The organism is Paraflavitalea pollutisoli, assembly GCF_029360705.1.
In the GTDB taxonomy this organism is placed as follows: Bacteria; Bacteroidota; Bacteroidia; order Chitinophagales; family Chitinophagaceae; genus Paraflavitalea; species Paraflavitalea pollutisoli.
In genome coordinates, this window is record NZ_JARKMX010000008.1 from 823,159 (window position 1) to 840,184 (window position 17,026).

Below are 17,026 nucleotides of genomic sequence, written 5' to 3' on the forward strand. Positions count from 1 at the left end.
ACTTATAACGCCGCTGCCACAGCGGGTTGCCCCGCACCAACAATAGCTTGCAGTTGCCCAACGGCACAATGAAAACACGGGAAGATCAGAAAGAGCAACAGTTCGCCGCACCAACTGCAGCAACATGAATAGTTGTTGCACTATCCTTTCCATGACTACTAACGTGCAGTAAGTATGTCGATTAGAGAGCGTTTTTCGTCAATACATTATCATGAAGCCATTTTTGGCGATTGACAAGTGGCACTCAGTCTCCACAAAAGGAAGGTGGGGAAGCTATAAAGGCTCTTCAATCCGCCACCACACTCACAACAAGAAAAAAAAAGAGCGGCACCCGCCGCTCTTGATAATATGATTTGAAAAGAAGGTTAGAAAGTTTTCTTGCCACTGGCACCAGGCGTCGTAGTAAAAGCTTCCGTTTCGGTAAAAGGTTGTTTGTACATCCGTTTGCCGGTAGCTTTGAAAATGGCATTGGCCACGGCACCACCGGTAGGTGGTAAAGCGGGCTCACCCAGTCCAGTAGGATCAAACCCACTGTCTACAAAAAATAGGTCCACCTCCGGGATCTCCTTCATGCGGATGAGCCGGTAGTTGTGGAAATTGCTTTGTTCCGCAGCACCGTCTTTGAACGACAGTTTACCGAAATAAGCATGCCCCATACCATCAACGATCGCTCCCATCACCTGCTGTCGCGCTCCACCCAGGTTCACCACCTGGCCACAATCCGATACAGCAAAAACCTTCTTCACCACTGGTTTGCCTTTTTCCAACACCACTTCGGCCACCTGTGCCACATAGGAGGCGTGCGAAAAATACACGCTGAAGCCCTGGTAAACCCCTTTCTTCGCTTTGCCCCAGTTGGAGCGTTCCCGCACCCGCTTGGTCACGTCGATCATACGGTTCACATTATAATTGATCTTGCCAATGGTTTTGGCTTTCACTTTTTCAAACAACTCGAGCCTGAAATCGATCGGGTCTTTACCAGCCGCTTCCGCTACCTCATCGAGGAAGGCTTGCTCGGCATAAGCCAGGAAATTGGTGATCGGTGCACGCCACGCCCCGGTTGTAATCGGCGATTGGTGTTCGATGGAGTCGATGAGCAGGTTTTCGATGGCTCCCGTGGGGAAATTGCTCTCCCGGGTGGGATTGCCCGAATTGATACCGGCACCACGGAGCTTGTAGCCGATCATATTGCCCGAAGCATCCAGCGCCGCTTCGAAACGATAGCGAACAGCCGGGCGGTAAGTACCCCCTGTCATATCATCTTCCCGCGACCAGATCACCTTGACGGGTGCCTTGATCAGGGAGGAGACCTCCGCTGCTTCTACGACATAGTCATTGTACAACCGACGGCCAAAACCACCACCCAGCCTGGTAAGGTCCAGTGTGATCTTCTCTTCCGGTATATTGAGCAGCTTGGACACCGCCGTACGGGCCGAACCCGGTATCTGGCAGGGACCAATCAATTCTACGCTGTCTTCTTTCACATGCGCAAAGAAGTTCATCGGCTCCATCGGACTGTGCGACAGGAACGGACATTGAAATTCTTTCCTGATCACCTTCGCTGCGCTTTTGAAGGCAGCATCGACATCACCATCTTTGCGGCGTACTGTAGCCTTATCGCTGTTGAGCAGTTCACCGAAAATTCGGTCGTGGTCGCTCGTGCTTTCAATATTGCCACTGTTCTCGTAAGTGATCTTCAGCGCTTTCTTCGCCTTCATCACCTGCCAGGTCGAGGTACCTACCACCGCTACCCCATTCTTCACCTGAACCACATCGATGATACCAGGTACTTGCTTCGCAGCGGCGGCATCGAACGATTTCACTTTGGTGCCAAAGGATGGCGGGCGCTGGATCGTCGCGTACAACATGCCTTCGCGGTAGAAGTCGAGCCCATACAAGGGTTTACCCGTCAGGATATCATGGTTCGCCACGTTCTTGACCGCGGTGCCGATCAGTTTGAAATCTTTCTTGTCTTTGAGGGTTACATTGGCCGGTACAGCAATAGCACCTGCTGCGGTAGCCAGTTCACCGTACGACAGCTTTTTGTCGCTGCCTTTGTGCAATACAAATCCCTCGCTGGCCGTACATTCCGATTCAGGAACGCCCCATTGCTTTGCTGCTGCAGCAATCAGCATATAACGGGCCGTAGCGCCCGCCTTACGCAGCAACATCCAGGAATGGGGAACGGCGCCGCTGCCACCGGTGAGCTGACGGTCGAAACGTTTGTCAAGTGGCGCCTGCACCACCTTCACCTTGTTCCAGTCGGCGTCGAGCTCTTCGGCAACGATCATCGGAAACGAGGTCATGATATTTTGTCCCAACTCGGGGTTGGGTGAAAAGATCGTAACGATACCATCGGTACCAATGCTGAGGTAATGGTTGATGGCCACCTGCGCAGCGTCGGCAGCAGGCACGAAAATGTCGGCAGTCTGTGCTTCGGCGCTGACCCATTTGAAGCCAAGCACCAGTCCGCCCGCAGTAAAGGAAGACCATTTCAGAAAATCTCTTCTGCTGGTAGTATGTTGAGTAGATTCCATGGATTACTTTTTTTGACTGGCAACTAATACGGCTTCGCGGATACGGTGATAGGCACCACAACGGCAGATATTGCCCTGCATGGCGCCGGCTATTTCTTCCATCGTTGGTTTGGGATGCGTTTTCAGGAAAGCAGCGGCCGTCATCATCTGGCCCGCCTGGCAATAACCACATTGCGGCACATCCACCTCATCCCAGGCTTGCTGTACGGGGTGATCGCCATGTTCGGATAATCCCTCGATCGTAATGACCGGCGACTTCACGGCCGATACCGGCAGAATGCAGGAGCGAACCGCATTGCCGTTCATATGCACCGTACAGGCGCCGCACTGGGCCACCCCACAGCCATATTTCGTACCAACGAGGTGCAGGCTGTCGCGCAATACCCACAGCAGCGGTGTATCGGGTTCTACATCCACCTGCCGTTCCTTACCATTGACGTTAAGCTTAAAAAGGGCCATAAGGATTTCATTTTGAGTGGACTAAAGGTAGCCAAATTTCCTTGCCGGCGACCTGTACTGTCCTGCCGTTTGTCGAAAAAATACCCGGATTGGTCTAAATCGTAGATGAATTTAGGCTGAATGCGTTATGTTATTAAAAAGATAGCGCCTGCCCGAATACGGACAAACCGCTCCCAACCTGTAATAAACCCTATCCACCTGCGTTATAGTACATCGGCATGGTCAGGTCTGAAATATTGCCTTTATTTGTATTGTTAGCAACCACCCCAAATGATGAAACCCTTTAACCCGGCTGCCAGGCATTGGCATGCCCGCTACCACCAACTGCTGCTGCTGGCCTGCCTCTTACTGGCAGCGACCACAGGATGGGCCCAAAACACCGTTTTTGCACCACTGCCCTCCGATGACGGTATCCTCAGCCAGCTGTACACCCGCTTTGAAGAACAACACAAACAGCAAGTGACATCGCTGCCCAAAGAGAACCGGGAAGATTACAAAAAAATCTACCAGGCGCGCTGGGATCATATCAAAGCCAAATTCGACGACAAAGAGATCTATACCGATAAAGCCGCCCAGCAATACCTCGATGCCATCTCCAACGAACTGATACGCACCAATCCTGTATTGGCGCAGAAAACCTTCCGCTGTTTTTTCTCGCGCTCCGCGGTGCCCAATGCCAGCTATATCGGCCATGGCATCATCCTCTTCAACATGGGCCTTTTTCACCGGCTCGATAACGAAAGCCAGGCAGCCTTTGTCATCGCCCACGAGATCGCTCATTTCATCATGAACCACAGCGAAAACGCCATCAACAAATATGTGGCGTTCGTCAACTCAAAAGAGATACAGGCCGAACTGCGCGACATCAAAGGATCGCAATATGGTAAACGTGACCGGTTCGACAAGCTCGTGAAGGACATGACCTTCAGTCACCGCCGCCACAGCCGCGACCATGAAACGGAAGCCGACTCGGTAGCCGTAGCCCTCCTATCCAATACGAGATTCGACCCACGGGGGGCGCTGAGCACCCTGGCCTTGCTCGATACCATCGATGCAGAGCCACTGGATATGGCAGAAGCTTTGAAGGCACAGTTCCACACACCCGCCTATCCCTTTCAGAAAAAATGGATCGCCAAAGAGGAAGGATTGCTGGGTGGACACGCCAACCTGGTCGCCGACACCGTGCTGGCCGACTCGTTGAAAACGCACCCCGATTGTCAGCTGCGCATCCGCCAGTTGATGCCGGCCATCGAACGACAGGCGCAATCCGGCAAGCAGCTCAATGCCATCGATGTCGCGCGGTTTGAACAGTTTCGCCAGCACTTCCGCTACGAGACCATTGCCTATACCTTTTCCAATAAGAATTATACGAGAAGCCTTTACCTGACCCTGGCCTTATTGCAGCAGCATCCGGGCGATCAATACCTCGTCACCCATACGGGTAACCTGTTCAACAGCATGTATACGGCACAGAAAACGCATACCCTTGGTAAATACGTCGACCTGCCAACGCCAGGCTACAGTGCCAGTTACAATCTCCTGCTGCAGTTTGTGCAGAACCTGCACCGCGAGCAGTATGCGGCCATCGGTTACCACTTCCTTAGCCGGCACCAGGAGAAGCTTGGTACCTACGAACCGTTCAAAGCGGTCTACAACAACAGTGCACAAATCGTCAAAGAATAAACAACTTTCCAAAACCGCTCTACTAAACCAACGAAAATGCTCAAAAAGTTTGTGATCGCTGCCCTCTGCTTCAGCACAGCCGGGCAGCCACTATTCGCCCAGGAAAAACTAAGTATCGACAAGGTCTACTCCACCTACCTGCGCAACAGCGGCAGCATTATGGAGAACAACCAGATCAAAGGGTATTTCTTCCTGTATCAAAGTGATAAGATCGACAAGAAGACCAACGAGTACACACTGCAGATCCTCGACCAGAACCTGAACAAAGTAAAAGACATCAAATTCCAGGACTCCAAAGAGATCAGCCTGCTTGAAGCCGCTTACAATGGCGGCTCCCTCGCGTTTCTGTTCAAGAACGACGACACCAAACAACTGGAGATGAAGGTGTATGGCCTCGATGGCAAATTGAAATACTCCTACGCGCGCGAGTACGATAAGAAGACTGAAGACCTGATGGAGCGATATGCTACCCTGCGGTCCGACGAAGGTACCAACCAGAATGTGTTTGACGTAGGCCAACTGGGTTATGTATCCGTCTTGCCTTTACGCGATGGCAAACAGCGTACCTATGAAGTGGATTTCTATTCCTCGACCAGCAAGAAACAATGGACCTATGTACCCACTGATGACGAAGAACGTTACGCCCAGGCCGAAGTGTTGGGCAGCACAGACAGCCTCATCATTCTGGAGGTCATGAAGAAAAGAAGGGCACTGAGTGGTAAGATGGCAGCCAGTCTGGTAGGTATCAATTTCGTAACGAAGAAGAAAGAATTTGAGATCGATGCGGAAGAAACCGACAACAAGTTCGTCCCCTCCAGTGTGCAAAAGTTTCCCGGCAGCAATAAGATCCTGGTCATGGGAAGTTATTATGCGCCCAACGCCAATATTGCGAAAGATGCCAGCCAGGGCCTTGCCTTGTATGAGATCGACGGCAAGGGTAAAGTGGTCAGCAAGACCTTCAACTCCTGGGGCGGCGACTTTGCTAAACACCTGCCCACCAACGCCAAAGGAAAGATCGATGATGTGGGATACCTGTTCATCCATAAATTGATCAAGGCGCCAAACGGTAAGCTGTATGTGGTGGGTGAAGGCTACAAGCGTAAGGTGAGCGCACTCGGTATTGGTGCAGCCGTATTGTCGCGCGGCAGAAGTGACTTCGGCGTCACCAAGATCGTGATCACCGATATGGTGCTGATGGAGTTTGATGCCAAATACAAAGTGACCAATGCCACCATTTACGACAAAACACAAAGCGATGCCGACCTGTCTTACGCCAGCGACCAGGCCAGCCAGCACCTGCTTGCCATGATGCTGAAAATGGGCGGTGCCTTTGATTACGAGTTTACCACTTTTGAAACCGATAACAGCTCCTTTACAGTATGTTTCAGTGATTGGGTGAGAAGCTCAGAATACAAAGGAAAGACCTTCAATGCCATTCGTTTCAATGGTTCCAAATTTACCACCGACAAAATGGAGCTGAAATCAAAAGCCAGCACCATGCGCGTATTGCCTGCCAAAGCCGGCTCGATCATGATCCTCGAATATTTCAAGAAAGACAAACGCCTCGACCTGCGACTCGAAAAGCTCGGATAAGTGGCCACCCATTTTTATAGGCCTGCGGTACCCTGTGCCGCAGGCTTTTTTTAATCCTGTATTACCTACGTTGCCTTTCTGCCGGAGCCTGTCCCGACGGAGCCTGTCCCGCTGTATAGCGGGAGGATTGCCATTACCCCTTTTTCCGTATTTTTACCGTTTCCCAACCTAAACCTGTCCTTTGTGCAACGCTACCACCTATCAACATTAATAGAAGGACAGTAATCCGTGCCCATCAAAGCTTTACATAATGAAGCCGAACTGCTCAACCGCATTGCCCAGGGTGATGCTGCTTCCTTTGAACAGTTGTTCGATGCGTATTGGGATGGTATCTACCAGGTAGCTTTCACCCTCACCAAATCACGCGAGCTGGCCCGCGACATGGTGCAGGAGATCTTTCTCAAGATCTGGCTGCAACGACAGTCACTACCGGAAAAAGATAATTTCACCAGCTTCCTCTTCATCGTAGCGCGCAACCACATCTTCGACGAACTACGCAAACAACTACGCGAACAACCGTTCGTAGAACACCTCACAGCCTGGTTTGCCGAAAGTCCTTTCCAGGCCGATCAACGGCTCCTGTACCAGGAATCGCAGACCCTGTTGCAAAAGTCCCTGGATCAATTATCCGATCAACAACGGCAGGTATACCTCCTGACCCGCGAAAGTGGGTGGACGCAGGACGAGATCGCCCAACACCTCGGCGTATCCAAAAACACCGTCAAAACCCATATGTCCCGCGCCCTGGCCGCCATCCGGGAATACCTCACCGGCCACGCCACGGGGCTCTTGCTCATCGTAGCCCTGTTGGAATGGGGAGCTTAAAAAAATATTTTACGGGTTTGTCATACTAGGCAACCTGATCACCGTCTTTACTCACAGCACAGCGTATGAACAGATTGGAAATACTTTGGAAAGGCTACCAGCAAGGACTGCTCTCCCCCACAGAGCTGGCCGAATTGCTGCAATTGTTGCAGCAGGAAAACAGTCCGCTGGCCGGCATGATCGATGCGTTGTTGCAACAGGAAACCACCGGCACAACTCCGCCGGGCGAAAAGGAAGCCATCCTGGAACGCCTGCGGCGGCAATTGCCGGCAACGGATCTTCCCGCGCCCAGCCGGATACACTGGCTGCGTCGTTATCGTTGGGTGGCTGCTGCCACCTTCCTATTATTATCGGGTTCAATGCTCTGGTTTTCGATAGACAATAATAACAAGGCAATTACCGAAAAGGGGCAGGCATCGGCACCCGTTACCGATGCTGCCCCCGGTAAAAATGGAGCCGTATTGACCCTGTCAGATGGCTCCACCATCGTACTCGACAGCCTGGGGAATGGCGCTATTTCCAGCCAGGGCAACAGCCAGCTGGTATTGGCCGATGGAGCACTCAGTTACCATCCCGGTAAATCAGCCGCCCAGCAAGCCCGCATGGAGATGAACACCATCACCACGCCGCTGGGTCGTCAGTTCCGCGTCGTTTTGTCGGATGGCACCAAAGTGTGGCTGAATGCCGGCTCATCGCTGACCTACCCGGTATCGTTTACCGGCGAAAAACGCGTCGTGAGCATTACCGGCGAAGCTTATTTTGAAGCTAGCAAAGCCACCCAACCCAACGGGCAACGCATGCCCTTTGTCGTAGAGGTCAACAGTACTATCGTAGAAGTGCTGGGCACGCATTTCAATATCAACGCCTATGAGGCAGAAGGATCTATCGCTACCACCTTACTGGAAGGCAAAGTGAAAGTTTCTTACAGTGATTACGTGGGTCCTGCAGATCAGCAAGCGCCACCTGCCAGCGTGATCCTGCGGCCTGGTCAACAGGCGTTGACACAAAACAGTTCGCTGGCCTACGTAAATACGACGCCGCCGATTTATGCAGAGCAGGTAAATATAGAACAGGTGATCGCTTGGAAGAACGGGTATTTCAATTTTCACAAGACGGGCCTGCCACAGGTAATTGGCCAATTGGCCCGCTGGTACGGTGTACGGGTAGAGGTGCGCGGCGAATACCCCGACCGCCTGTTTGGAGGAGAGATAGAACGCAGCCTGCAATTATCGCAGGTGATCAAAATACTGGAAAGAATGGGAGTTCACTGTACGATCGAAAACGGCATCCTGGTTGTACACGGCACTACAAAACGATAGTCCCGTACCCTGTTTCCTGCTTCAACACCATCCTAAGAAAGTGAATCAACGTAGCTGCCCGGCCCGGTGCCGGTAGCCTATTTGCCTGCGTAAAAGATCGAATGCATTGATCGCATAAAAAACCGGAAAGTGTTCGCGGCACTTTCCGGGGATTGTTTCGGTCAACAGCCCGCTGTAACACCAAAGAAGGGCGGGTTAAACATGTCCCGAAGAATCGGGATGTAATGGATGTTTATTGTTAAAACCAAAACACTACGAATGTATGGAATTAAAGGCTCTTTTTGATCAGGGGCCGGTCAGGAGAATTTTCAACCATCCCCTGGTCCACCCGCAAAAGCTGTTAGTGATGAAATTGACCATGCTGCTACTGACGGTCGCCATGCTCCAGGTAAGCGCCAAAGGCGTTTCCCAGACCGTGACATTTACTGCCAAGAATGCGCCCATTGAAAGGGCTTTTACAGCCATCAAGAAACAGACCGGCTACGTAGTATTCTACGACTATAAACTTGTAGAAGGATTGCAACCTATTAACGTGCAGGCTATTAACCTGCCGTTGACCAGTTTCCTCGCAGAGATCCTCAAAGGACGCTCGCTCGATTTCGCGATCGAAGGAAAGACCATCATCATCAGCCGTGAAACCGCTGCTAAAACAACCCAGCAAACGGTTACGGCAATGGCCGCTCCCCTGCCCCAGACAGTAAACGGAACAGTAACCGATGATACCGGCACACCCCTGCCCGGCGTAAGCATCACCCTCAAAGGCACCACCAACGGTACCTCGACCGATGCACAGGGACGTTTTACCCTGCAGGCAGAACCCGGACAGGTACTGGTCATTTCGGCCGTTAGTTTCGAAACACAGGAAGTTAAAGTTGGCACTACGAACCAACTCAACATACAACTGAAGCCCGGCTCCAATTCGCTCGATGAGTCGGTGGTGATCGGGTATGGTACTGCCATTCGCCGCAGTAACACCGGGAGTGTATCGACGGTAAGAAGCCGCGACATCGCTGCCCAGCCTGTTACCGATCCGTTGGCCGCCCTCCAGGGCCGCGTACCCGGCTTCTTCGTCAGCTCTTCCAATGGCTTGCCTGGTTCCAGCTTCAAAGTCATGCTGCGGGGTGTCAACTCCATCTCCGGTGGCAACGAACCTTTGTACATCATCGATGGAGTACCTTATTTCTCCGAACCCCTCAATGAGTTTACTACCGCCAATGGCAACCAAAGTCCGCTGGCCTCCATCAACCCGGCCGATATCGACCGCATCGATGTATTGAAAGATGCCGATGCTACCGCGATCTATGGTTCCCGGGGCGCCAATGGCGTGATCCTGATCACGACCAAGAAAGGTAAAGCAGGTACTACGCGTTTCAACTTTAACGCCTATTCCGGCGGCAGCCAGGTGGTGAACAAACTCAAGATGCTGTCGACACCAGAGTACATCAAAATGCGCAAAGAAGCGTATGCCAACGACGGCGTTGCGTACAATGAAACCAATGCACCCGACCTCACCGTGTGGGACCAGAACAAAACCACCGATTGGGTCGATTACCTCATGGGCGGCACGTCCAGCGTAACCGACGTACAAGGTTCCGTATCGGGTGGCAATGCGCAAACACGCTTCCTCCTGAGCGGTGCTTTCCGTCGGGAAACGACCGTTTACCCCAACGACCTGGCCTGGAAACGCGGCGGTGTACACCTCAACGTCGACCACACCAGTCTCGATGGTAAATTCAACATCGCTGCATCGGTCAACTATTCGAACACCAGTGACAAGACGATGGCCAGTGACCTCGCCACGATGCACAACCTGGCGCCCAATTATCCCCTGTACGATGCCAATGGCAAATACTATTGGTTCCAGAACGAACAGAACCCGGCCGCTTATGAGCTGCGCAGGTCCCACAACCGCACCAACAACCTCGTAGCCAGTTCGAATATCCGGTATACCATTCTGAAAGGGCTCGATGCGAAACTCAACCTGGGTTATACCAATACGACACTCGATCAATTGCAGGTATTCCCCGACGCCACCTTCAACCCCGTTACCACTGCCGGTAGCATGACGTATTTTGGCAATGCCAGCAACCGGTCTTACAGCGTAGAACCACAGGTCGATTACCAGCTCGTTATCGGACAGGGCAAACTGAGTGCGATGGCAGGCGCTACCTGGCAAGAGTTCCTGCGGGAAGGAGAAAGCCTGATTGGCGAAAAATTCCCCAGTGATGCGTTGCTGGAAGACCAAAAGTCTGCCGGGTCTTTGAGACCGCGCACGTCTACGTACCGTTTCTACCGCTATAATTCTTTCTTCGGAAGACTGAATTACAACTGGGACGAAACCTATATCCTGAACGCCACCTTCCGTCGTGACGGATCAACGCGATTCGGTCCCGGCAACCGCTTTGGTAATTTTGGCGCCGTCGGGGCAGCCTGGGTATTCACCAACGAAAAATTCATCCCTGCCAATAATTTCCTGTCATTTGGTAAACTGCGGGCCAGCTATGGTACTACTGGTAACGACCTGATCGGCGATTATGCCTACCTCGACACCTGGTCGCCCGTCAACTTCAACTACGATGGCATCCTGGGGCTCAATGTAACCCGCCAGGCCAATGACTACTATCGCTGGGAAGAGAACCGCAAGCTGGAAGCTGGCCTGGAACTCGGCTTTGCGAAAAACAGGGTATTGCTCAACGCCAATTTCTACCGCAATATCTCCGGCAATCAACTGGTCGATTTTCCGCTGTCTCCCCAAACAGGATTCAGCAGCTATGTGACCAACCTGCCCGCAAAGGTGCTTAACTCGGGTATCGAAATTGACCTCACGAGCACCAATATCCAAAACAAGGACTTCCGCTGGAAATCGTCTTTCAACATCACCTTCAATAAGAACGAGCTGTTGGAGTTCCCCGAACTGGAGACCACTGGTTATAAAGAGTTGTACCAGGTAGGCAAGTCATTGACCATCGTAAGAGGATATCAGTCTGCCGGTGTTGATCAGCAAACAGGAAAGGCCATCTTCGTCGACGTTGACGGTAACCCCAGTGCCCTGTCGGAGTATTCCGATTATGTGATCCTGGGCAAAACCATGCCCGATTTCTATGGCGGTTTCCAGAACTCCATTAGCTATAAAGGATTTGAACTCGACTTCCTGTTCCAGTTTGTACAGCAGGAAGGTCCGTCTATCAATTACGGTTACCTTTCCACTGCGTATGGCATCATCCGCAACAAAGATGAGAAGAGTGGCATGAAGCGTTGGCAAAAGCCAGGCGACCTGGTACCCGTACCACGCGCTACTACAACCGCTGGCAATGTGCTGTATGACCAGTATCGTCTGTCGAGTGCCGTATGGGGCGATGCCTCGTATATCCGGTTGAAGAATGTGTCATTGCGGTACGACCTGTCGAAGTATGTGAAACGGTACAAGATCAGCAACCTGAGCGTATATATCACCGGGCAAAACCTGTTGACCATTACCAATTATGAAGGATTCGATCCCGAAACACAGGGACTGGTGATGCCGCCGTTGAGGACATTGACAGCGGGTCTGCAATTCTCCTTCTAAACCGGTTATTAAAAGATTAAAAAGACAAGAAACGATGAAACGCATTCATATATCGATCCTCATCCTGGCGCTGGCGGCGGCAAGTGCCTGCAACAAGTATGTTGATACACCGGAGCCAAAGAACGAGCTCCCATCGGGACTGGCTTTCTCCGACGACAAAACGGCTACCGCCTCGATGGTCGGCCTGTACAGCAACATGAACGCCTTCAACTATTACTATGCGAATGTATTGATGAGCTACCTGAGTGGCATGCAGGCCGACGAGATGGCTTACCTCTCAGCCTTCGCCAGCTACGATGTGTTCAGGTTGAACAACCTGTTGCCCAATAGCCAGTATGTACAAAGCATGTGGCGCGACCAGTACACGTTTATCTACCATGCCAACGCGGTGATAGAAGGTGTTACAGCATCCCCCAATATATCGGCGGGTGTACGCGACCAGTTGCTGGGCGAAGCGTATTTCATGCGCGCCTTCCTGCATTTTTACCTGGTCAATATGTACGGCAACATACCGCTCATCCTGACCACCAATACCACCGAAAACAACGTAAAGCCACAAACACCGGCTACCGAAGTGTACAAGCAGATCATCAGCGACCTGACGGAGGCGAAGAAACGCCTGGCTGACAACTATCAATCCGCAAACCGCGTACGGCCCAACAAAGCGGTCGCTACGGCGCTGCTGGCACGTGTATACCTGTATACCAAACAGTGGAGTGCCGCGGAAGCAGAGGCAACCCTGGTATTGCAGGATGGCAAGTACGCCTTGCTGAAAGACCTCAATACGGTCTTCCTGGCCAATAGCCGCGAAGCCCTTTGGCAACTGATGCCGGTGAATGTATCGGGGGGGCGCAATACCTGGGAAGGATTTACTACCGTACCTGCTTCCGCCACCGGTCTGCCGTTATTCAGATTGGATACGACCAACCTGATCAAGAAGTTTGAAGCCGGCGACAAGCGCCTGGCCAACTGGGCGGGCACCCGTACCACCACCACCGGCGCCACCATCTATTTCCCGTACAAGTACAAAGTTCGTACGTCTACCGCGACTACCCTGAGCGAGTTTTCGATGGTGTTGCGCATCGCCGAGCAGTACCTGATCCGTGCCGAGGCACGTATACAACAGGACAAGCTCAGCGATGGCCGCTCCGACCTGGACTCGATCCGGGTGCGGGCCGGACTGGGCGTATTGCCTGCCAGCCTCGATAAAGCGGCCTTGCTGCTGGCGACAGAGCAGGAGCGCAAAGTAGAGCTGTTTGCAGAGTGGGGCCATCGTTGGTTCGACCTGAAACGTACCGGCCGCTCCACCGCAGTGCTGGGACCCATCAAAGGAACGAATTGGCAGGCGACAGACACCCTCTACCCTATTCCATCAGACGCTATCAGAACGAACCTCAACCTGGATCAGAACGATGGTTATAAATAACGGATAGTAACGCTCCAGCCCCGGTGGTGCCATTGCTGCCGGGGCATTTTTTAAATGCAAGACAAACATGAACAAGCAGATGATGCGAAATATGACGCTGGCAATCATGCTCACCCTGACCGCTTATCGCATGCAGGCGCAGGAAAGGGTGATCATGACACCACAACAACCGGAGCGGGGCGCCACGGTGACTATTACCTATGATCCGAAGGCACCAGGCGCTACCATCCCCGCGGATGCCCAAGCGGTGACCCTTGTATTTACTTATAGCAACCTGTACGATGTAGCGTACCGGGTACCGATGGACAGGCAGGAAGGTAAGTGGACCACCAGCTTCAAACTGGCACGTTACGCCACTTTTGCGGCCTTTCACCTGCAAAGCGGGGAAGCCATCGACCGGCCGGCGCCCAACAAACTGTACGAAGTAGCGGTGTATGACGGCAAACAGCCAGTGCGTGATGGATTATTGTACAAAGGGTATAGCCTCAGTGCACAAATGGGCCGATCTCCCGAGCTGGCAGCAAAACAGGCAGAACAATACCGGGCAGAATTGGCCCTGTATCCCGACAACTACGAAGCAAAGCTGCGCTTGTTGGCCTATGAGATGGGCAAAGCTACCGGTGCCGACAAAGAAAAAGTTCGCCAGCAGGCCTTACAGGTGATCGCCGATAAATTCAATACGGGGCCTACCGTATCGGGCAATGTCAACAAGGTAACGATGGGTTACCTGATCATGGGCGAAAACAGCCGGGTAGATTCTATCCGGACAGTGATTCGCCAGCGCTATCCCAATACTGAACTGGGTCGCGAATTGTGGACGGGGTATATCAGCAAAGAGAAGGATACGGCAGAGCAGATCGCCTTGTTTGAGAAGGAGTTGAAGAAAGAGACGAAGGCTAATGCCAAGGAATTTGAAGAAATGCACGACCGCCTGTTCAATATCTATGCGGCACGTAAGAATGGCCCCAAGGCTTTGCTACACGCCCGTAAGATCGCGGTGGAGAGCGATAATCCCTATCGTCCCCATACGCTGAAGGGCATTGCCCAGCAGTTGCTGGACAACAACATCGCCCTCGACTCCGCCTATGCCTATGCAACGCGCACGCTGGCCTTGGCTGATCAGTTTCCGGTGGGGGTCATTCGTTATTTCCCCGAGACGGGCTATATTTTCCCTTATGTGGATGACAGCACGCGTCAGGTAGCCTACAGCAAGGCACGTGGCAATATGCAGTCGATCCTGGGATTGATCGCCATGAAGCAGGGAAGAAAAGAAGTGGCCGCTGCGCACATGGAAAAGGCTTTGCAGGCGTCTAAAGACAAAGAAACCCTGGACAACATTGCCAGCTTCTATAAGGAAACCGGCAATTCAGCTAAGTTACAGGAGCTGGAAGCATTGAGAGAGCAGCAGATGCTGGCGAAAGTGAAGACACAGCGCATCAGCCGTCCGGCGCCATCGCTGGCCGCTTTTGTAGACATGCAGGGAAATCCGGTGCCGGAGTCGGCCTGGAAAAACAAAGTGGTGATCATTGATTTCTGGGCCACCTGGTGCGTGCCCTGTATGCAGGAGATGCCGTATATCCAGAAGTTGTATGATCAGTACAAAAGCAATCCCAATGTGCAGTTCATGATCGTGAACAGTGGGGCGCGCAATACGCTGGCCGATGCACAGGGATGGAGTGGGAACAAAAAGTATAGTTTCCCTGTTTACTATACCAATGATCCGGCGGTGGGCGACAAATTCAAGTTTACCGTGATCCCGGCGACCTATGTGATCGACAAAGAAGGCAATATTCAGTTTGCCAATATCGGATTTGAAGGCCCGGATGTAGAGATGAAATTAAGACTGCAGGTAGATATGGTGCTGGGAAAATAATCCATCCCAGCCCAGTTTAAAGATAGTTTTCCCGCCCTATAAACGGAAAACGCGGATGATGTACCCTCCTTGGCCGCCAGCAATGGCGGCCTTTTTTATTCTTGTAGCGCCTTGGAAAGATGGGGATATTCTGAACTGCAGATAAAATGACACTGTTGGTGCAGTTCCAGGTCGGCCAGGGAGGCATCATCGCTGTTGAGGTGATAGGTGCGCCTGTCCCAGGACATAAATACGAAAAACTTGAAGAGCCGTTCCCAATAGCGGGCGTCCAGTTCAAACAGCAGAACGCGGCCTTCAATAATGCCCAATTTATTGGCGTTGGGCTTGGAGGCAAACACCACCCTGGCGCCCGGTGTGGGATCCACAAATGGCAAATTATTCAACTCGAAATGATGGGGACGGCCTGCATCCGTCAGGTCGGTCACAACCTGCGCCAATTGGCGGAAATCATCTTTACTGCCTAATAAGGTCAAATTAGGCCCCAAAGAATCCATTACAGTATCGAAGGTAAAATTGAGTTGCATGGGTGATGAGATAAATCGCTGAGCACGCAAATTACGACAGGCGGTCATTTTTTGGTAGACTGCCGGAAAAAGATGGCGAGAATCGCATAGTTGATGAGCGTGGCGCCCCAGAAAAAGCACATCGTTTGCCAGCTGCGCAGGAAGGCAAGGCCTTGCAGCACCAGGAGGATGCCGGACATGATTTCCGGTGAAAATTTGCGGTGCAGAAAGAACACGAAGTTCGCAATGAGATGGAACAGCAGGGCTACGACAAACCCCATCCCCAATACCACCATCAATTCACCGAGCCGGCCCGGGTAATTCTGGCTGACCACGAAATAAACGCCGACAGTATACAACAGCAGCAATAAACAATTGATGGCAATGGTTTGCAGCCAGGCGACAGTGCGGAATGTATAGTCAGTACTCATGTTCGCGTATTGTCAGCCTAAATTACCTCTTGAGGCCGAAATTTGCAAACCAGCGACTAAGACTTAGTTCATTATTGGGACTTCTGCGACGCAGAAAGGTGCGCATACTCCGAACTTCATATAAGTTGCACTGCTGGCTCAGATTCAGGTCAGCAAGAGATGAGTCGTCGCTGTTGAGATAGTAAGTTCGCATATCCCATGACATCAGCACGAAAAACCTAAAAAGCCGTTCCCAGTAGCGTTGATCCAATTCAAAAAGCAGGGTTCGGCCTTCGATGACCCCGAGTTGCCTGCATTGAGCTTGGAGGTAAACTGCACCTGGCGCCCGGTGTGGGGTTGACGAAAGGCAGCGCGTTCACCTCAAATTAGTGTGTCGCACTGCCGTCTATCAAACCCACCACAGTTTCTGCTAGTAACCGAAAATCCGACTTGTTGCCCAGTTAGGACAAATTCGTTCCGGGGAAGTTTAATATGGTGTCGTAAGTAAGATCAAATTGCATGTGGAACATCAGAGATATTCATGACCGCGAAAATAAGCCAATCAATCTAGTTTTAAAGCCAACCTAACAGTCTCATAAAAAAGGTCAATAGGGGATTGCCTCTGAATTTTTGTAAATCTTCAGCAGTAAGCCCCCATCAACCCTCCATCACTTTATTTTTAGAACAGTTATTCGAAAATAAGTCCTACACAGATCATTCTGAATTCAAACACTAGGAAAACACTCACGCCCAGGTGATAATCCATTTGCACCGTTAGGTCGACTACGGCTCCAGTCGGGACCGTCGCTGTAATGAATAGCGAAATGACATAG

The 17,026-nt window shown here is 51.9% G+C and carries 11 protein-coding genes; 7 read left to right on the forward strand and 4 right to left on the reverse strand.

The genetic code is table 11. From position 1 onward, the window contains the following. Positions 1–365: 365 nt before the first annotated feature. Positions 366–2,537 carry a xanthine dehydrogenase family protein molybdopterin-binding subunit gene (locus P2W70_RS17380; RefSeq protein ID WP_276482770.1) on the reverse strand — a complete coding sequence of 724 codons (2,172 nt, stop codon included), beginning with the start codon at positions 2,535–2,537 and terminating at the stop codon, positions 366–368. A 3-nt stretch (positions 2,538–2,540) separates the two neighbouring features. Continuing rightward, positions 2,541–2,996: a (2Fe-2S)-binding protein gene (locus P2W70_RS17385; protein ID WP_276482771.1), complete on the reverse strand. Its 456-nt coding sequence runs from the start codon at positions 2,994–2,996 to the stop codon at positions 2,541–2,543. A gap of 270 nt (positions 2,997–3,266) precedes the next feature. Here P2W70_RS17385 and P2W70_RS17390 point away from each other — a divergent pair, with 270 nt between their 5' ends. The 7 genes from P2W70_RS17390 to P2W70_RS17420 all read left to right on the forward strand — a co-directional run bounded on the left by P2W70_RS17390 (position 3,267) and on the right by P2W70_RS17420 (position 15,280). Then, entirely contained in the window at positions 3,267–4,679 is a 1,413-nt protein-coding gene (locus P2W70_RS17390) for a M48 family metallopeptidase (protein WP_276482772.1), read from the forward strand. A 36-nt stretch (positions 4,680–4,715) separates the two neighbouring features. Beyond that, entirely contained in the window at positions 4,716–6,272 is a 1,557-nt protein-coding gene (locus P2W70_RS17395; protein WP_276482773.1) for a DUF6770 family protein, read from the forward strand. A 228-nt stretch (positions 6,273–6,500) separates the two neighbouring features. Continuing rightward, positions 6,501–7,097 (forward strand): RNA polymerase sigma factor, encoded by a 597-nt coding sequence (locus tag P2W70_RS17400; protein WP_276482774.1) that lies wholly within the window; start codon positions 6,501–6,503, stop codon positions 7,095–7,097. A 65-nt stretch (positions 7,098–7,162) separates the two neighbouring features. Then, positions 7,163–8,416, forward strand: a complete 1,254-nt coding sequence (locus P2W70_RS17405) for a FecR family protein (RefSeq protein WP_276482775.1) — start codon at positions 7,163–7,165, stop codon at positions 8,414–8,416. Positions 8,417–8,678: 262 nt separating this feature from the next. After that, complete coding sequence (locus P2W70_RS17410) at positions 8,679–11,981, forward strand: TonB-dependent receptor (protein ID WP_276482776.1); 3,303 nt, start codon at positions 8,679–8,681, stop codon at positions 11,979–11,981. A 34-nt stretch (positions 11,982–12,015) separates the two neighbouring features. Beyond that, positions 12,016–13,407: a RagB/SusD family nutrient uptake outer membrane protein gene (locus P2W70_RS17415; RefSeq protein ID WP_276482777.1), complete on the forward strand. Its 1,392-nt coding sequence runs from the start codon at positions 12,016–12,018 to the stop codon at positions 13,405–13,407. A 67-nt stretch (positions 13,408–13,474) separates the two neighbouring features. Further along, positions 13,475–15,280, forward strand: coding sequence for a TlpA disulfide reductase family protein (locus P2W70_RS17420; protein ID WP_276482778.1), 1,806 nt, complete (start codon positions 13,475–13,477; stop codon positions 15,278–15,280). A gap of 95 nt (positions 15,281–15,375) precedes the next feature. Here the strand turns inward: P2W70_RS17420 and P2W70_RS17425 are convergent, their stop codons facing one another. After that, on the reverse strand, positions 15,376–15,804 hold the full coding sequence (locus P2W70_RS17425; protein WP_276482779.1) for a hypothetical protein: 429 nt from the start codon (positions 15,802–15,804) through the stop codon (positions 15,376–15,378). 44 nt (positions 15,805–15,848) lie between these two features. After that, on the reverse strand, positions 15,849–16,214 hold the full coding sequence (locus P2W70_RS17430; protein ID WP_276482780.1) for a hypothetical protein: 366 nt from the start codon (positions 16,212–16,214) through the stop codon (positions 15,849–15,851). Positions 16,215–17,026 lie beyond the last annotated feature (812 nt).